The organism is Dysosmobacter welbionis (assembly GCF_005121165.3).
GTDB classification, from domain to species: domain Bacteria; phylum Bacillota; class Clostridia; order Oscillospirales; family Oscillospiraceae; genus Oscillibacter; species Oscillibacter welbionis.
This window is the reverse complement of the sequence record NZ_CP034413.3, coordinates 1,258,682-1,276,132: the sequence shown is the minus strand read 5'-3', so window position 1 is coordinate 1,276,132 and position 17,451 is coordinate 1,258,682. Positions and strand designations below refer to the sequence as shown.

General features: G+C 62.6%; 17 protein-coding genes, 2 tRNA genes and 1 other annotated feature. Of the genes, 6 read left to right on the top strand and 13 right to left on the bottom strand.

The features are described 5' to 3' along the window. Positions 1 to 48: 48 nt before the first annotated feature. From EIO64_RS06815 to EIO64_RS06805, 3 genes are all read right to left on the bottom strand, one after another. Positions 49 to 795, bottom strand: coding sequence for an XRE family transcriptional regulator (locus tag EIO64_RS06815; RefSeq protein ID WP_119311619.1), 747 nt, complete (start codon positions 793 to 795; stop codon positions 49 to 51). A gap of 216 nt (positions 796 to 1,011) precedes the next feature. Continuing rightward, a tRNA-Tyr gene (locus tag EIO64_RS06810) sits at positions 1,012 to 1,096 on the bottom strand. A gap of 10 nt (positions 1,097 to 1,106) precedes the next feature. Further along, positions 1,107 to 1,182, bottom strand: a tRNA-Thr gene (locus tag EIO64_RS06805). A gap of 142 nt (positions 1,183 to 1,324) precedes the next feature. On the opposite strand from EIO64_RS06805, the gene EIO64_RS06800 reads away from it, so the two are divergent. From EIO64_RS06800 to EIO64_RS06780, 5 genes are all read left to right on the top strand, one after another. Further along, on the top strand, positions 1,325 to 1,513 hold the full coding sequence (locus tag EIO64_RS06800) for a hypothetical protein (protein ID WP_025544094.1): 189 nt from the start codon (positions 1,325 to 1,327) through the stop codon (positions 1,511 to 1,513). Next, complete coding sequence (locus EIO64_RS06795) at positions 1,510 to 1,743, top strand: hypothetical protein (RefSeq protein ID WP_036631428.1); 234 nt, start codon at positions 1,510 to 1,512, stop codon at positions 1,741 to 1,743. Before EIO64_RS06800 ends, EIO64_RS06795 begins: the two co-directional genes overlap by 4 nt. Continuing rightward, positions 1,724 to 2,020 carry a sigma-70 family RNA polymerase sigma factor gene (locus tag EIO64_RS06790; RefSeq protein ID WP_021751542.1) on the top strand — a complete coding sequence of 99 codons (297 nt, stop codon included), beginning with the start codon at positions 1,724 to 1,726 and terminating at the stop codon, positions 2,018 to 2,020. Before EIO64_RS06795 ends, EIO64_RS06790 begins: the two co-directional genes overlap by 20 nt. 103 nt (positions 2,021 to 2,123) lie before the next feature. Further along, positions 2,124 to 3,008, top strand: a complete 885-nt coding sequence (locus EIO64_RS06785) for a YitT family protein (RefSeq protein ID WP_021751543.1) — start codon at positions 2,124 to 2,126, stop codon at positions 3,006 to 3,008. 16 nt (positions 3,009 to 3,024) lie between these two features. Continuing rightward, complete coding sequence (locus EIO64_RS06780) at positions 3,025 to 3,672, top strand: aspartate/glutamate racemase family protein (RefSeq protein ID WP_136891028.1); 648 nt, start codon at positions 3,025 to 3,027, stop codon at positions 3,670 to 3,672. 51 nt (positions 3,673 to 3,723) lie between these two features. Here EIO64_RS06780 and EIO64_RS06775 read toward each other — a convergent pair whose 3' ends face one another. Beyond that, on the bottom strand, positions 3,724 to 6,201 hold the full coding sequence (locus EIO64_RS06775) for a cation-translocating P-type ATPase (protein ID WP_249390830.1): 2,478 nt from the start codon (positions 6,199 to 6,201) through the stop codon (positions 3,724 to 3,726). A gap of 258 nt (positions 6,202 to 6,459) precedes the next feature. Here EIO64_RS06775 and ilvA point away from each other — a divergent pair, with 258 nt between their 5' ends. Then, on the top strand, positions 6,460 to 7,653 hold the full coding sequence (gene ilvA, locus EIO64_RS06770) for a threonine ammonia-lyase (RefSeq protein WP_036629692.1): 1,194 nt from the start codon (positions 6,460 to 6,462) through the stop codon (positions 7,651 to 7,653). Between the two features lie 38 nt (positions 7,654 to 7,691). Here the strand turns inward: ilvA and EIO64_RS06765 are convergent, their stop codons facing one another. The 9 genes from EIO64_RS06765 to EIO64_RS06725 all read right to left on the bottom strand — a co-directional run bounded on the left by EIO64_RS06765 (position 7,692) and on the right by EIO64_RS06725 (position 17,418). Beyond that, positions 7,692 to 8,465 (bottom strand): ABC transporter ATP-binding protein, encoded by a 774-nt coding sequence (locus tag EIO64_RS06765; RefSeq protein WP_136891027.1) that lies wholly within the window; start codon positions 8,463 to 8,465, stop codon positions 7,692 to 7,694. Beyond that, positions 8,458 to 9,402 carry an ABC transporter permease gene (locus EIO64_RS06760; RefSeq protein WP_021748193.1) on the bottom strand — a complete coding sequence of 315 codons (945 nt, stop codon included), beginning with the start codon at positions 9,400 to 9,402 and terminating at the stop codon, positions 8,458 to 8,460. The genes EIO64_RS06765 and EIO64_RS06760 overlap by 8 nt, the downstream gene beginning before the upstream one ends. 27 nt (positions 9,403 to 9,429) lie before the next feature. Beyond that, positions 9,430 to 10,293, bottom strand: coding sequence for a fumarylacetoacetate hydrolase family protein (locus EIO64_RS06755; RefSeq protein WP_136891026.1), 864 nt, complete (start codon positions 10,291 to 10,293; stop codon positions 9,430 to 9,432). Between the two features lie 34 nt (positions 10,294 to 10,327). After that, positions 10,328 to 11,332, bottom strand: a complete 1,005-nt coding sequence (locus tag EIO64_RS06750; RefSeq protein WP_021748191.1) for an ABC transporter substrate-binding protein — start codon at positions 11,330 to 11,332, stop codon at positions 10,328 to 10,330. Between the two features lie 157 nt (positions 11,333 to 11,489). Then, positions 11,490 to 11,738, bottom strand: a binding site (T-box leader). 162 nt (positions 11,739 to 11,900) lie between these two features. Then, positions 11,901 to 12,695, bottom strand: coding sequence for an ABC transporter ATP-binding protein (locus EIO64_RS06745; protein WP_119311617.1), 795 nt, complete (start codon positions 12,693 to 12,695; stop codon positions 11,901 to 11,903). Then, complete coding sequence (locus EIO64_RS06740; RefSeq protein ID WP_021748188.1) at positions 12,688 to 13,629, bottom strand: ABC transporter permease; 942 nt, start codon at positions 13,627 to 13,629, stop codon at positions 12,688 to 12,690. Before EIO64_RS06740 ends, EIO64_RS06745 begins: the two co-directional genes overlap by 8 nt. A 290-nt stretch (positions 13,630 to 13,919) precedes the next feature. Next, positions 13,920 to 14,927: an ABC transporter substrate-binding protein gene (locus EIO64_RS06735; RefSeq protein WP_021748186.1), complete on the bottom strand. Its 1,008-nt coding sequence runs from the start codon at positions 14,925 to 14,927 to the stop codon at positions 13,920 to 13,922. A gap of 404 nt (positions 14,928 to 15,331) precedes the next feature. Then, positions 15,332 to 16,945, bottom strand: a complete 1,614-nt coding sequence (locus EIO64_RS06730) for a putative manganese-dependent inorganic diphosphatase (protein ID WP_021748184.1) — start codon at positions 16,943 to 16,945, stop codon at positions 15,332 to 15,334. A gap of 179 nt (positions 16,946 to 17,124) precedes the next feature. Beyond that, positions 17,125 to 17,418 (bottom strand): TipAS antibiotic-recognition domain-containing protein, encoded by a 294-nt coding sequence (locus EIO64_RS06725; protein ID WP_136891025.1) that lies wholly within the window; start codon positions 17,416 to 17,418, stop codon positions 17,125 to 17,127. Positions 17,419 to 17,451 lie beyond the last annotated feature (33 nt).

The window sequence follows — 17,451 nt, the reverse complement described above, 5'->3', positions numbered from 1 at the left end:
TGCCGAACAAGAGAGCCGGGCGCCGCATAGGCGGCGCCCGGCTCTCCGTTACGTCCGCCCCGGCAGCGGCAGCGCGTGGAGGATCACCCGGCCGAAGCAGGCGAGCGTCCGGCCGCTGCCGGCGGTGAGTACCACGTCCGCATCGGCCCGCGCCCGGTTTAGGGAGAAAAGATACACCGTTCCGGCGGGATCCTTGTAATACTGCTTGCAGAAGATATCCCCGTCCACGCAGAAGATCCCCACGTCCCCGGCCTTCAGGGGATCGCGATTCACATAGACCACGGAGCCGTCCGGGATGTAGGGGACCATGGAGTCCCCCTGGATACGCACAGCAAACTCTGCGGCCTGAGGCACGCCGTCTGTGACCTGGAGGTAGTCGAAATCCTCGCCGAACACTGGCGCCGCATAACCGGCCGCCGCAGGGGTCCGGTACAGGGGAATGACCCGGGGCTCCTGCTCCGGGGCTGCGGATTCCTGCTGACAGGCCCGCAGCGCCTCCACCATCGTCTGGACGCTCTCCCGCCCCAGGGGAGAGAGGGAGCGATACTGCTCCAGCAGCTGCCGCTCCCGCTCAGTCAGGACGTCCGCGCCGCGGCGAAAGCTGTCCTGAAACAAGGTGTTGGGGTCCGTCTCCAGACAGTCGAACAGCCGGAGCATCATCTCCTCCTTAGGGAAGCTGACACCGGTCTCGTAGTTGCTGACAGTGGACGGTGTGACGCCCAGCCGATCCGCCAGCTGGGGGCGGGAGAGAGCCAGCTCCTCCCGACGGGCTTTGATCCGGTCTCCAAATGCCATGGATCCCATCCTTTCCGATGTTCTTGACAGTATCCTATCGGATTTCAAGGAAGCTGTCAATCCAATTTTACAAGAAACTTGTAAAATTATACTTGACTTTCAAAAAAACTTGTGCTACTGTATAGCTGTAAACAAGATACTTGTAAAATAAATAAAAATTTACAAGTATCTTGTTTATCAAAATGAAAAAAGCGCCCGCGATTGCAGGCACCTTTTTGGTGGGGGAAGGTGGATTCGAACCACCGAAGCCGAAGGCAACAGATTTACAGTCTGCCCCATTTGACCGCTCTGGAATTCCCCCATATTAAAACTGGAGCTGGTGGACGGATTCGAACCCCCGACCTGCTGATTACAAATCAGCTGCTCTACCAGCTGAGCTACACCAGCAGTTCCAACAGCAGAATTTATCTTACCAGATAAGCGCCTGTTTGTCAACAGAAAATTTTTGCTTTTCCACCCGTTTTTTTCATTTTGCCGGCGGGGCACATGAGACTTGCCGGGATCTGTATACAGGAAAGGAGCATCGCATTTGGAAACAAAGGAACATACCCGCCGACGGCGGACGCTGCGCTGCTCGCTCTGCGGGCTGGAGATCACAGAGGGAGAGGACTACTGGTACTGCAACGGCAGCAGCGTATGTGGGGCCTGCCTCCCGGTGTTCGCCCGGGCGGAGCTGGCTCCCTTCCGCCAGGTGCGGGGAAGGGAGGCGGCGCCATGACGCTGCTGGAGATGTCCGCCCTCTACGCGGAGAGCGCGGCCGCCCTGCGGCGGCGGATCGGCGAGCTGCGGCAGGCGGCGCGGGAGCTGAAGGACGAGGAGGACCGCCGCCTTCTGCGGCGGCGGATCACAGAGCTGACGCCGCTGCTGCAGGAGACCCGGGAGCTGGCGGCGCTGACGGCCCATTATTACGACAGGAGCTATCACAGACATGAGAGATACACGCTTTGACGCCCGCAGCAGCGAGTGGATCGGGGACATGACCGTCTGGCTGCGGGACCATGCGGAGGATAACAGTGAGCAGCTGGAGCGGCTGCGGCGCGGCCTGCGCCGGGCCCGGGAGCAGGAGCTGACGCCCCGGCAGCGGGAGATGGTGTTCCTCTATTACGACCGGGGACTGAAAATGTCCCAGATTGCTCAAAAGCTGGGGGTGAACCGCTCCACCGTCTCCCGCACGGTGAAGCGGGCTAAACAGCGGCTGTACCGCTGCCTGCGGTACGCCCTGTAATTTTCCCTCTTGAGGTTTTGCGGGATACACCGTATAATCGGTATCAAAGAGGGACCATGGATATCCGCAGAAGGGAGCTGCACTCCCAAGGGAGGTTTTACCCATGCTGTACACTACCCTGCACAACCGAATCCTGCGGCTGGTGCTCGCCGTGCTGGGCGAGCTGATCGCGGCCGCGGCGCTGAATCTCTTCATTGTCCCCCTGAGCCTGTACACCGGCGGCCTGCTGGGCTTCTGCCAACTGGTGCGAACGCTGCTGCAGGACTTCCTGGGCGTGAGCTTCGGGGCCTACGACATCGCAGGCGTCCTCTATTTTCTGCTGAACATCCCGCTGCTCATGATCGGGTATCGGAACCTGGGCAGGGGACTGGCGGTGCGGACCATCATCTGTACGGTATCCTACTCTGTTTTTTACAGCATCATTCCCATTCCCACGCAGCCCATTGTGGACGATTATCTGACGGCCTGCCTGCTGGGCGGCATCCTCACCGGGATCGGCAGCGGAATCGTCCTCACCTGCGGCGGCAGCGGCGGCGGACTGGACGTGCTGGGACTCATCATGAGCAAGCGGGACAGTGCTTTTACGGTGGGTAAATTTGCGCTGGGCTTCAATGCCCTGCTTTATACGGCCATCCTGATCCTGTTTGACCCGGAGGTCGCCATTTACTCCGTGATTTACAACTTCGCAAACTCCATGATCCTGGACAGGATGCACCAGCAGAATGTTACCGTTCAGGCTCTGATTTTCACGCGGGAGGACGAGAGCGTCCTGGCGGACTTCATTATCAAACAGCTGGGGCGGAGCGTGACCTACTGGGACGGCGTGGGCGCCTACACCAAGGACGATGTCCGTGTGTTGTGCGTGTGCCTCTCCAAATATGAGATCGAGGAGCTGCTCCACATGGTGCACTCTGTGGACCCCCACGCGTTTTTGACTGTGCAGGAGGGCGTCCGGGTATTCGGCAACTTTCCGCGGAAGCTGGGATGAGGAGAGGAGGATCGCCATGAACGGACCCATTGCTGTATTGGCCGGCACACCGGTGGACACCCGGATGGGCGTGGCATATCTGGAGGAACGGGGGCTGCCGGGCGTGCCGTTTCCCCTCTCCCGGGGACCCAGGGAGCAGACTGCCTTTCAGCACGCCCCGGCAGCGGACAAGCGCCGCCAGGCCCTGGCGGTGCTGAGGGGCGCCATGGCCCAGGGCTGTCGGCGGGCTTTCGTCTACTGCAACTCCCTGTCTGCGGCAGTGGATTTCCCGGGGCTTGCGGAGGAGACGGGGATGCGGATCGTGACGCCGCTGGACGTGTACCGGCGGCTGGCGCTCCGCTACCGGGCGCTGGGAGTCATCGCCGCCAACGCCCAGGGACTCTCCGGCATCGAGAAGGTATTGCTGGAGGCCAATCCCGCCCTGGATCTGCTGGGGGCCTGTGCGCTGCCGGTGGTGCTGGCCGTGGAGGCGGGGATGCCGCCGGAGGAGCTGGTGGAACGCTACCGTCTGGCGGCGCTGGCAGCGTGGTTTGCCGACGGCGGGATGGAGGCGCTGGTGCTGGGCTGCACGCACTTCCCCTATTTTAAGGAGGCCCTGGCGGCCCGGACAAGGCTGCCGCTGGTGGACCCGGCGGAGGAGATGCTCCGCCTGCTGACCCAATGAAGAAAGCGGACCGTGGTTTTCCACGGTCCGCTCTATTTGGCGTGGGAAAGATCACCGACGGCGCCGGGAGCGGTGCGCCGGCCGGGGTCTGCGGGGAGCGCGGCGGCGCTTTGCCAGCCGCTCCCGGCGGCGGTCCAGGGCCGTGGTGCAGCGGTCAAAGCACCACTCCAGGCCCATCTGGATGGGCACCACCAGCAGCACCAGCACGATCAGCACCAGCCAGGCTGCAAAGGACAGGGAGGAGAGAGAGAAGAACGCCCCATAGAACACCACCGCCACGAACATGGCCGCACTCATGGCCACCAGCAGCACCAGCCGCTTGGCATCCAGGGGTCGGGCAGCGTAGTAGATCACCATGAGACCGTTTACCGCCATCAGGATCACGCAGATGGTGGAGAGCTCTGCCAGCGTCAGGTCGAAGGTGTAGACGAACAGCTCCGCAAAGAGGATGACGAAGATGGCTGTGAGACCGCCGGGAAAAGCCCGCCGCAGCACATTGTGGAGGAACTTGCCCTTCACCAGGTCGTGGTTGGGCTCCAGCGCCAGGAAGAAGGAGGGCACGCCGATGGTCAGGGCGGAGATCAGCGTCAGCTGGATGGGAACAAAGGGATAGGGGAAGGCGGCGAACAGGGTGATGAGGGCCAGAAAGAAGGACAGAATGTTCTTCACCAGGTACAATGCCGAGGCCCGCTGGATATTGTTGATGACCCGGCGGCCCTCCGCCACCACCTTGGGCATGGCGGCAAAGTCACTGTCCAGCAGCACCAGCTGGGCCACCTGGCAGGCGGCATCCGCGCCGGAGGCCATGGCCACGCCGCAGTCGGCGTCCTTCAATGCCAGCACGTCATTCACACCGTCGCCGGTCATGGCCACCGTGTGGCCCTGGCTCTGGAGGGCCCGGACGATCTTCCGCTTCTGGTTGGGGACCACTCGGCCAAACACAGTGTACTCCCGCACGGCCGCGGCGATGTCTTGATCCGTCTGGAGCTCCCGGGCGTCCACCCACTGCTCTGCGTTCCGGATGCCTGCCTGGGCCGCCACAGCGGAGACGGTCACCGGGTTGTCGCCGGAGATGACCTTCACATCCACGCCCTGGGTGTGGAAGTAATCGAAGACTTTGGGAGCGTTGGGGCGGATGGGATTCTCCAGCACCAGCAGGGCCAGGGGGATCACCACGCCGTGGAGGCGCCCGATCTCCGCCCCGTCGCACTGGGCCAGCAGCAGTACCCGGCAGCCCTGGGCGGCGTAGGGGGCAGTACGCTTTTCCAGGGCGGCGAAGTCCTGCCCCAGGATATACTCCGGTGCGCCCACCACATAAGCCCCCCGGTCCAGGAAATTCACGGCGCTCCACTTGGTGGCGGAGGTGAAGGGCACGGCTCCCCGGTCCGGCCAGCCGGGCCCCCGGGGAAACTTGTCCGCGATGGCCTTCGCCGTGTCGTTATCCGGATCCAGCACCCGGTAAAAGGCACCCAGAATGTCGGTGATGTCCGTGTCGGAACAGGACTCCGGGTCCAGGGGCACCACCTCCCGCACCTGCATTTGAGGACTGGTGACGGTGCCGGTCTTGTCCACGCACAGCACGTCCACCCGGGCCAGGGTCTCGATGGCGTTCATCTCGTGGATCAGCGTCCGATTCTGGGCCAGCCGCACCACGCTGACCGCCAGGGCCACGGAAGTCAGCAGGAACAGCCCCTCCGGGATCATGCCGATCAGGGCCGCCACCGTGCTGACCACGGACTGCTGCAGGCCCAGATCCTGATTGATGAACTGGTTGTAGAACAACGCTGCGCCGATGGGAATCAACACGATGCCGATGAAGCGGATCAGGCTGTCCAGGGAGCGCATCATCTCGCTTTTGCCGGGGCCGTCATCTTTCTTGGCCGCCAGCGTCAGCTTGGAGGCGTAGGAGTCTGCTCCCACCTGGTCCATCCGGGCCCGGCACTTGCCGGAGATGACGAAGCTGCCGGACAGCAGCTGGTCCCCAGGCTCCTTGGTGACGGCGTCCGCCTCGCCGGTGATGAGGGCCTCGTTCACCTGCACCTGCCCGGTGAGGACCGGTCCGTCCGCAGGGATCTGGCAGCCGGCGGTGAGCTCTACTACGTCCTCCCGCACCAGCTGGTCCACCGGCAGCTCCCGGACCTTTCCGTCCCGAATGATCCGCACCTTCGCGGCGGAGAGGAGGGACAGCTTCTCAATGGTGCGTTTGGAGCGCAGCTGCTGGACGATGCCGATGACGGCATTGGCTGCCACGATGAGGAGGAAGGTCATGTCCTTCCAGTCCCCTACCAGCAGCAGGCACACCGCCAGAACCACGAAAATCAGGTTGAAGTAGGTGAAGATATTCTCCCGGATGATCTGCTTATCGCTTTTGGTGGGAGACTCCACCGGGCGGTTGTCCCAGCCGGCCTCCGCCAGGGCCTGAGCCTGGGCGGAGGAGAGGCCGCTGTCCGCCTTGGGGGCACAGCGGGGCATCTCCTGGCGGCCAGCGGCCGCGGCCTCCGCGGGGGCCGCTTTCCGGTGCGGTTTCACGGACACTCCTCCTTCGACAAAATTTGATTCATTATAGCAATTTTCGGAAGATTTGTATAGAGATGAATTGAAAACTTTCCGTGCCGCAGCAGGCGGAGGAACGCCTTGCTGCCCGCGGAGAGAATATGGATATCCTTTGTATAAAGACAAACTGTAAAAACGATGTCATTGAATGAAAAACATTGGAGGAGTTGTGCATTGTATTCTGCCGGGCACGCCGATATAATGAAGCATAAGAAAGACGTGGGAGGGGAGTCCATGCTGACTTTGGATATGGTCCGGGAGGCCCAGGAGGCCCTGCGGGGCATCGCCCGGCGGACACCGCTGGACAGGGCCCCGAAATTTGGGGAGAACGTGTACATCAAGGCGGAAAACCTGCAGCTGACCGGGGCCTTCAAGCTCCGGGGCGCCTACAACAAGATCCGCAGCCTGACGCCGGAGGAGGCGGCCCGGGGCGTCATCGCCTGCTCTGCGGGGAACCACGCCCAGGGCATTGCCCTGTCCGCATCCCGGCTGGGGATCAAGGCGGTGATCTGCATGCCCGCCGGGGCGCCCATCAGCAAGGTGGAGGCCACCCGTGGCTACGGCGCAGAGGTGGTGCTGGTGCCCGGCGTCTATGACGACGCGGCGGCGGAGGCGGAGCGGCTGACGAAGGAGCAGGGCTACACCTTCGCCCACCCTTTCAACGACCCGCTGGTGATCGCCGGCCAGGGCACCATCGGCCTGGAGATCCTGGAGCAGCTGCCGGACGTGGAGCAGATCGTGGTGCCCATCGGGGGCGGCGGCCTCATCGGCGGCATCGCCTTTGCGGTGAAGCAGCTGAAGCCGGACTGCCGGATCGTGGGCGTCCAGGCGGCGGGCGCGGCGTCCATGTACCTGTCCCGCCACGCCGGGGGCCCCACGGAGCTGCGGAGCGTGTCCACCATTGCGGACGGCATCGCGGTGAAGAAGCCAGGTGATCTGACCTTTGCCCTGTGCCAGCAGTATGTGGATGAGGTGGTCACTGTCAGCGAGGACGAGATCGCCTCCGCCATCCTGGCGCTGATGGAGGGGCAGAAGACCGTGGCGGAGGGCGCCGGCGCCGTGCCGGTGGCGGCGGTGATGTTTGGCAAGGTGGACACGTCGGAGAAGAAAACCGTGTGCGTGGTCTCCGGCGGCAATGTGGACGTGACCACGCTGTCCCGGATCATCACCAAGGGCCTGTCCAAGGCCGGGCGGATCGCAGAGATCAGCACGAAGGTGGCGGATAAGCCCGGCAGCCTGCTGCAGCTTTTGAAGGTGGTGGCGGACAGCGGCGCCAACATCCTCAGCATCAACCATGCCCGGGAGGATCAGCATTCCGACGTGGGAGCCTGCATGGTCTCCATGGTGCTGGAGACCCGGGACGCCGCCCATGTGGAGCAGATCCGACGGGAGCTGACGGCCATGGGCTATGAGCTGGAAAAGGAGTAAAAAGGCGGGCATCCAAAGGATGCCCGCTTTCTTTTCCCTCAATTCCCGGTCTCCAGAGAGATCTGATTGAACATGGTCAGGATATCGTCCATAGAGGTGGCCCGCTTTTCCGCTCCGGCCCGGTCCAGCACCACCCGGCCCCGGTTCATCATCAGGATCCGGTCTCCATACTCCACCGCGTAGCGGAGGTTATGGGTGACCATCATGGCCGTCAAATGCTTTTCACGGATGACTCTGTCCGTCAGGGCCATGATGACCTCAGCGGTCTTGGGGTCCAGGGCCGCCGTGTGCTCGTCCAGAATCAGGAATTTCAGGGGCGTCATGGTGGCCATCAGCAGCGCCACCGCCTGCCGCTGGCCGCCGGAGAGAGCCCCCATCCGCACATCCAGCTTATCCTCCAGTCCCAGGCCCAGGGAGGCCAGCTGCTGGCGATAGAAGTCGATACGCTTTTTATTGACGCCCCGGCCCAGGCCGTAGGACCCGCCCTTGTTATCCGCCAGGGACAGATTTTCCAGCATGGTGAGGTTGGGGCAGGTGCCGGCGGCGGGGTCCTGGTAGACCCGGCCCATGGTGGCGTACCGCTGGTAGTCCTTCAGCTTGGAGATGCTCCGGCTGCCCACCAACACGTCACCGCCCTCGATGGGGATAGAGCCGCAGATGATGTTCAGCAGGGAGGTCTTGCCGCTGCCATTGCTGCCCACGATGGCCACGAACTGGCCCTCCTCCACTGTCAGGGAGAAGTGCTCGAACAGCCGCTGCTCCGTCAGGGTGCCGGGGTTGTAGATCTTCGTGATGTCCCGTACTTCAAGCATGGATGATCGCCTCCCCCTTCCGGCCGGACAGCACCAGCACCAGCAGGAACAGTGCAGCCGTAATCAGCTTCATCATATTGGTGGGCAGTCCCAGGCTCATGGCTACCTGGATGCACAGCTTGTAGAGCACACTGCCCAGCACTACCGCCGTGGTGCCCTGGGGGGAACCCAGGAAGCGGAGGGGCCCGGACTTCCGCAGTCCCCGGGCCAGCCGGGTGCCGGTGTAGAAGTGTATGATGGACACACCGATAATCACCGCCGCCAGGCCGTACACCAGCTGGCCGGTACCCATGGTGGCGGAGAAGCTGCGGGTTTCGTGGCAGACGATGCAGCCGCCGAAGGCCACCAGGGCGTTGGAGATCACCAGCCCCAGGATCTTTACTGTGCCTCGGTCCTTGGCCAAGGTGGTCACCAGGGTGGCGTTGTCGCCCACAGCCCGCAGCAGCAGGCCGGACTTCGTGTGGAAATAGGCGTCCAGCAGCAGCTTGATGACGATGACCAGCGCCAGGGACACAATCAGCTTCCGCCCGGAGAGGGAGAGATCCCCAAACAGGGCCATCACCGGGGCAGAGGTGAAAATGGTGTCCGTACCCCGGTCGATGGTCAGGTTGGACCCGGCGATCTGCAGGTTCACAGAGAACAGGGCGGTCATGGTGATGATGCCCGCCAGCAGGTTCCGCACCTTCAGCTTCACGTGGACCAGACCGGTGAAAAGTCCCGCCAGACCGCCCACTATCAGGGAGGCGGGCAGGGTCAGCCAGGGATCGACGCCCTTGGTCATCAGCACCGCCGTGACAGCGGCCCCCAGGGGAAACGTGCCATCCACCCCCAGATCCGGAAAGTCCAGAATGGAATAGGTGATATACACGCCGTAGGAGATCAGGGCGTAGATCAGCCCCTGGATCAGAGTGCTGGTCAGCAGTTCCATCACATCCATGAGATGAGAAGCCTCCTTGTGAAAAGATCAGATCACGGTGCTGCAGAGGGTGCCGATGCCCTCGATGGCGCATTCCACCGTGTCGCCGGACTGGAGGAATCTGGGCGGATCGAAGCCCATGCCCACTCCCGCCGGGGTGCCGGTGGCGATGATGGTGCCCGGCAGCAGCGTCATTCCCCCGGTCAGCTCCTCCAGGATCTGCCCGATGGAGGTAATCAGCAGAGCGGTATTGGACTTCTGCCGCAGCTCGCCGTTGACCCGGCTGGTGATCTCCAGCGCCGGGGGATAGGCGATCTCGTCGGCGGTGACCAGTACGGGGCCCATGGGCGTGAAGCCGTCCAGACTCTTGCCGAAATACCACTGCTTATGGCCCGTCTGCAGGTCCCGGGCGGATACGTCGTTGAGGACGGTGTAGCCGAAGATGCAGTCTGCCGCATCGACGGCTTTCACGTCCCGGGCGGCTTTGCCCAGCACCACCGCCAGCTCCGCCTCATAGTCCAGCCGGTCCGTAAGGCCCGCGTGACGGGGGATGACGCCGTCGGGCTTCCCGGCCTCGCTGACCCGCTTGGAGAAGTAGACCGCCGCTGTACTGTTCTTGGTGAAGGCATCGGCGCTGTACCGGGCGGATTCCTCCGCGTGGTCCCGGTAGTTCATGCCCAGGCAGACCACATCCTGCCGGGGGCGGGGGATGGGAGCCAGCAGCTCCACATCTGACAGCGGGACCGCACCGCCCCGCTCTGCCGCCGCGGCGGCAGAGCGAAGGTCGGCAAGGGTCATGGTTTCGATCAAGGTGTTCATATCGGCGGCGGGGAGGGGCAGCACGCCCTTTCCATCGGCGGTGAGGGCGCCCACATGCTCGGCGCCGCTGAGACGATAGGTGACAAGCTTCATGAAGAGTTCTCCTTGGTAATGGATGTTACAGATGTTATTCCGCGCACTCCTGGGCCTCCTGGGCGATGTCGTCGGGAATGGTGATGCCCAGCTCGGCCGCCGCGTCGGAGTTGATATACAGGCCATAGTTTTCGATGGTCTCGTAGGGCAGGTCTTCACAGGCGGCCTCGCCGGTGAGGACTTTGGCGGCCATCAGGCCGGTCTGGATGCCCAGCTGGATGTAGTCCAGGCCCGCGCCGCCCACGCAGCCCAGCTTTACCTGCTCCACCTCGGAACCGTAGACAGGGATACCCGCCTCGTCCGTCTTCTCCAGAATGGCGCCCAGCACGCCCACCACATTGTTGTCCGTCAGGTTGGACAGGCAGTCCACCCCATGGGACAGCAAGGTATCCACCGCCTGGGTGACCTCTGCCTGGGAGGTGACGCCCACCGCGTCAATGGTGAAGCCGTAGTCCGTTGCCAGCTCCTCATAGACGCTGATGGAGTAGACGGAGTTGGCCTCGCTGGTGGTGTAGACGATGCCGATGGTGTCGGCATCCGGCTGCAGGGCCCGGATCAGCTGGAGCTGGCCCTCCACCGGCAGGGCATCGGAAGTGCCGGTGATGTTGCCCGCGTCCAGGTGGGCGCCCACCGGGTCGGTGATGGCGGTGAAGATCACGGGGATGTCCTTGTCCTCCGCGGCATTGAAGCAGGCGATGGCGGAGTTGGTGGCGATGCCCACCATCAGGTCCGCGTCCTCGGCGGAAAACATCTGGCCGATTTGGGTAGCCTGGTTGTCGTCGAAGTTGGCGTTCTGGTAGTCCACCTCAAAGTCCGTGCCCTCCACCAGACCGGCCTGCTCCAGGCCCTGGAGGAAACCCTCCCGGCAGTTGTCCAGGGAGCCGTGCTGGCCGTACTGGCTGATGCCGATCAGATACTTGACGGGCTCACCGCCGCTTTCGCCGGAGGAGGTGTCATCGGTGCCGCCGCAGGCGGCCAGGGACAGGATCATGGTCAGGGACAGGCCGCAGGCGGCCAGCTTCTTCAGCAGATTCATCATAATAGATTCTCCAATCTTTGATACAGAATATTTGAAAGGGGTCCGTTCAGGGAATTGATATTGCAGCACAGGCCGCGCCATCGTCTGGTATTGTGTTTCATATCTCCATACTCCTTTCCCGGACCGATCAGGGGAATCAAAAAAAGCCCTGCCCCATATTTGGGACAAGACTTGAAACCATCCTGCGGTACCACCCAAGTTGACGCAAAGCGCCCGCTCGTTCCACGTACATTCATACGCGCCGCCCGGATAACGGGTGCGGGCCCCGTCAGACGCTACTGAGCATTTTGCCGTTTGCGCTGCCCTCGCAAGTCCATTCGCTGGAAAGTTCTCTGCCGTGATCCCACCATCCACGGCTCTCTGAAAGGTGACCTGACCAGGTACTCCTCTTGCTCATCGGTTTTGCTTGATTGCTTTGCATTATACGAAGCGGCGGCGGAAATGTCAACCGTGATTTTGCACAAATCTTTTTTGCTGCTTTAAAGAGATAAAATCCGGGGCAAGAACTACCCCGGCAGGATGGCCCTGCCGGGGAGTAACATGCAGTTTGAATCGGGTTTTCCGCGGCTCAGGAAAGCAGCAGCTTGTCGTCGGCTTCGTCAGAGCCGCTGACTTTGCTGAACAGGGCCAGCAGGTCGGGAACGGTGAGCTTCTTCTTCTCCTCGCCGGACACGTCGATGACAATACGGCCGTCGTACATCATGATGAGCCGGTTGCCGTGGACGATGGCGTCCTTCATGTTGTGAGTGACCATCATGGTGGTGAGGCCGTTTTCCTCCACGATCCGGTCGGAGAGAGCCAGAACCTTGGCGGCGGTCTTGGGGTCCAGGGCGGCAGTGTGCTCGTCCAGCAGCAAAAGCTTGGGCCGCTTCAAAGAGGCCATCAGAAGCGTCAGCGCCTGGCGCTGGCCGCCGGAGAGGAGCCCCACCTTGCTGGTCAGACGGTCCTCCAGACCCAGCCCCAGGTCCCGCAGCAGCTCCCGGTAGTCCGCCCGCTCCGTCTTGGTGATGCCCCAGCCCAGGCCGCGGGGCTGGCCCCGGCGGGCCGCCAGCGCCAGATTTTCCTCGATCTGCATGGTGGGGGCGGTGCCCATCATAGGGTCCTGAAACACCCGACCGATGAATTTGGCCCGCTTGTGCTCCGGCAGGCGGGTCACGTCCACCCCGTCGATGACGATGGCGCCGCTGTCCACAGAAAAGGTGCCGGCCACCGCATTGAGCATGGTGGACTTGCCGGCGCCATTGCCGCCGATGACCGTGCAGAAGTCACCGTCCTTCAGCGTCAGGCTGACGCCCCGGAGGGCCTGCTTTTCATTGACCGTCCCGGCGTTGAACGTCTTCCAGATCTCCTTGATCTCAAGCATCCTGATCCCCTCCTGTTTTTGCTCCGGCATTGGCGCTCCCGGCGGGCACCTTGACGTGGGCGTATTTCCCCTTCCAGTAGGGGATGGCCAGAAAGGCCGCCACGATCAGGGCGGTGATGAGCTTCATGTCATCGGTGTTCAGGCCCAGCCAGATGACCACCTGGTACACCAGGTAGTACAAAATGGCGCCGATGGCCACAGCCAGCATCTTCAGCGCAAAGTTGCGGAACACTTTGCCGAAGATCACCTCGCCGATGATGACGGCGGCAAGGCCGATGACGATGGCGCCCCGGCCCATGTTCACGTCCGCGAAACCCTGGTACTGGGCCAGCAGGGCGGAGGACAGGGCCACCAGTCCGTTGGACAGCATCAGGCCCAGCACCTTGGTGAAGTTGGTGTTGATGCCCTGGGCCCGGGACATATTGGGGTTGGAACCAGTAGCCCGCAGGGAGGCACCCAGCTCCGTGCCGAAGAACCAGTACAGCAGGGCAATGACCGCCGCCACAAAAATGGCTACCACCAGGATGGGGTTGTCCAGGCTCAGGGAGCGGACGCTCTGCTGGTCCACCAGCAGGTCATACTGTCGGGAGCTGACGGGCCGGTTGGCCTGTCCCATGATCCGCAGGTTGACGGAGTACAGGGCCAGCTGGGTGAGGATACCGGCGAGGATTGCCGGAATGCCGCAGGCGGTGTGGAACAGGCCGGTGACCAGTCCCGCCAGCACACCCGCCAGAAACGCCCCCAGCATCGCCAGCGGCACCGGCGCCCCCGCCATGGTCAGCATGATGAAGGCGGCGCCGCCGGTAGCCATGGTGCCGTCCACCGTCAGGTCGGCCACGTCCAGGATCCGGAACGTGATGTAGACGCCGATGGCCATGATGCCCCAGATCAGTCCCTGGGCGGCCACACCCGGCAGGGCGTTGACCAGATGCATGATGTTCAAGTGAAATCCCTCCAAAATCCCCCGGCTGTTTCCGGAGGCAATTTGCTGCTCTATTCTAGCAAAGTTCAGCGGAAAGGGGAAGCCCCTTTTCCGCTGAAAGTGTGTTGATAAGATTTGGATGACGGGGCGGAAGGGTGGCATACCGCAGACGCCGCCCATAGGACGGAGACCGGGCGGCGGAGAGCCCCGGAGAGGGCTCCCCGCCGGTGAAGGCGGAAGTTTTGCAGACAAGAATTTGAAAACATCCGCCGGCTCTTTATCGGTTCTCCGTCCATTCGTCCTTATTCGGCGATGGCCTCATAGCCGTCGGGCGGGGTCAGGCCCAGAGCCTCGCACATGGTGGGGTTGTACTTGGGGGTGAACTGGGGGGCGTACTCGATGGGCATGGTGGCGGGATCGGCGCCGTTCACCAGGATATCATAGGCCATCTCACCGGTTTTGTAGCCGATGTCATAGTAGCTGATGGTCAGCGTGGCCACGCCGCAGCCCTTGCAGATGCCCTCCTCACCGGCGATGATGGGAGTGCCGGTGTCCAGGGAGATGTTGCCGATCAGTTCGGCGTTGTTGGCAGCGGTGTTGTCGGTGGGAACGTACAGGACATCGCTGGCCGTGCAGGCTGAGGAGGCCACAGCGGACAGGTCGTTGGAGTCGGAGAAGGAGTATTGGGTGCAGGTATAGCCCAGATCCTCCAGGTAGCCTTGGACGGTGTCCACCTGATACTGGCTGTTGGGCTCGGCGGAGCAGTACAGCAGGCCCACAGTCTGGGCGTCGGGGAACCAGGTGTGCAGCATCTCAGCCTGCTGGTCCAGGGGCGCCAGATCGGAGGTGCCGGAGACGTTGTAGCCAGTGGTGCCGGTAAAGCCGTCAATGCCCAGAGCCACGCCGTACTCGGTGATGGAGGTGCCCAGAATGGGAATGGTGCTGGTGCCGGTGGCAGCGGCCTGGAGAGCGGTGGTGCCGTTGGCCATGATCAGGTCCACGCCCTGGGAGACAAAGTTGTTGGCAATGGTGGTGCAGTTGGCGGTATCGCCGGAGGCGTTCTGGGGGTCGATGGTGACACTGTCGCCCAGCAGTTCCGTCAGGGCGTCCTGAAAGCCCTGGGTGGCGGCGTCCAGGGCCTCGTGCTGGACCTGCTGGATAATACCCACGGTGTAGGTCTGGCTGCCGGAGGCGGACTCGTCGCCGCTGGTATCGGCATCGGTATCTGTGGACTGGGTGTCGCCGCCGCAGGCAGCCAGGCTCAGAGCCATGACGGCGGTCAGCGCAAGGGCAAGAAACTTCTTTTTCATCGCAGAGATCTCCTTTTCAAGATTGATCGCGGGGAAATTACAAAAAGCGGCTCTGTCCGAAGAGCAGAGCCGCCTTCCATACGGGGTGAGATCCACCGGCCGCCGGACCTTCACTGGCTGCTCTGCCTATGACAATATCGGCCCGCATAGCGGACCTGGCAGCCATAAAATCGAGAGAACCCCGCCACAGTGCGGAACGCTGCTGCAAACAAAACCATGGAAGAGCTCCCTTCTGCCGACCGGCCTTTGTACTTTTACACCATACTGCTTTAAACAGGCAAAGTCAATGGTGAATTTATACAAAATCTCTGGAAAATGTTTCAGAGGCAGGAGATTTCCCAAAAAACAGAGCCGCCCGGCAGCTTCCTCAGCAGAAAGCGCCGGGCGGCGGGGCCACGCGCTCCTCAGCCCCACAGGGCGGAGAGCATGGGAATGACCTGCTTTTTCCGGGACATGACCTTGGGCAGGAACACCACGTCCTCCGCATCCTCCACATTGAAGGCCTGGCGGATGCTGTCCCTGTCGCCCACGAACAGCAGCTGGGTGCCCTCCAGCAGTACATCGGTAATCATCAGGATTACCATGTCGAAGCCCTGCTTCTTCTGCAGGGAGCTCATGAGCTGCAAAAACTCTCCCTTGCGCTGGAGCAGCTGGTCGGAGTCCATGCAGGTGACCTGGCTCACCGCCAGGTTGTGGCCTGCGATGTGGAACTCCTTGTAGTCTGTGCGGAAGATCTCCTCTGCAGACTTCGCACCGCCGCCGGAGGCGGAGAAGATCACCTGTCCCAGCGCCTGGAGGGAGATGTTGGCGATCCGGGCCATGCGGTTGGCCACGTCGATGTCCCGCTGGGTGCAGGTGGGAGACTTGAACATGACCGTATCAGAGACGATGGCCGCGGCCATCAATCCCGCCATCTTGGCGGTGGGCATCAGGCCCTTGTCCTGATACATCCCCGCCACGATGGTGGTGGTGCTGCCCACGGGCTCGTTCCGGACAGTGATGGGATTCTTGGTCTGGATGTCCGCCAGCCGGTGGTGGTCGATGATCTCCAGAATCTCCGCCTGGTCCAGGCCCGGTACGGACTGGGCCTTCTCGTTGTGGTCCATCAGGATCACCTGCTTGCGGCGGGGCCGCAGCAGATGGTAGCGGGACAGGGTGCCCACCACCCGCTCCTCCTCATCCAGAATGGGATAGGCCCGGAAGCGGCTTTCCAGCACGGTGTTCTGCACGTCGTCGATATAGTCGTCCAGGTGGAAGCACACCAGATCCTTGTTCTTGCAGATGCTGCTGATGGGCATGGCATGGTAGATGAGCCGCACTGCCCGGTAGGCGTCATAGGCGGTGGAGATGATGCAGGTGTCCGTCTGCATGGCCAGCAGCTCCGGGTCCACCTCCGCCTGACAGACGATGATGCAGCTGACGCCGATCTCCAGCGCACGGCGGATCATGTCTGGCTGGTCGCCGCAGACCACGATGCTGCCCGGGTCGGAGAACACCAGGTTCTCCCGGCTGGCGGGCAGGGCGATGGTGACCTCACCGGAGATCACGTCCCGCATCTCGCCGCCCTGGTTGAGAATTTTGCCCTCCAGCACGGACAGCAGGTTGTACACCGGGATCTCGCCCACCTTAGGGTTGCGGACGGAGGACATGTCATAGTTGGCCACATCCCCGGCGGAGAGCATTCCGAACAGGGTCCCGTCCTCATTGGCCACGGGGATGGCGGAGATCTTGTCCTTCTGCATGGTCCGCCAGGCCCGGCTGATGGTGGCAGCGGCGGACAGGGTGGCGGGCGTGTCGTAATCCAGGTCCCGGACCTGGGTACGCACGTTGTTCAGCAGCTTGGGGGGCTGGAAGCCGAAGCGATCCAGCACGGTCTGGGTCTCGTCACTGATCTGGCCCAGGCGGGCGGCCTCGTACTGCCGCTGGCCAAGGGCGTTCTTCAGCGCCGCGTAGGCCATGGCGGAGACGATGGAGTCCGTGTCCGGGTTCCGGTGTCCGGTGATATAGATGGTGTCCATGAATACTCCCTCTCAAGTGGATGCGGGGCATCCAATTTTTGGCGTGTTGATAGCTTTATTATGCGTCTCCGGCGCAGGTTTGTCAACAGCCCGCAGGCCGGAAAACCGGGGGCCGGAAGGGCAAAAACTGCCTCCGCCAGCGGGGGCGGAGGCGGTTTTGCGCCGGTGCGCGACGGCGTTCACAGGGTTTCCAAATAGGCCTCGATGGCCTCGCCCATGAAGTGGGCTGTGCCGGGGCCGTAGCTGTCCAGAACCTCTGCAAAGCGGTTGTCCCAGCTGTACAGGTCCGCCAGGCGGCGGAGCTTCTCCTCGTCGCAGCTGCGGCTGAACTTCACCAGATGGGCCTGCCAGCGGAGCACCAGCTCCCGGGCCTCCGGACTGGCGGGGTCGCCCTTGGTCGCCTCAGCGGCAAAGGCCATGAGAATGGGGTCGGCGTCCTCCTGCTCGGCGGACGCGCCGATATAGCTTGCCATGGGATTTTTCCTCCTTGCGTGGGATTGAATCGG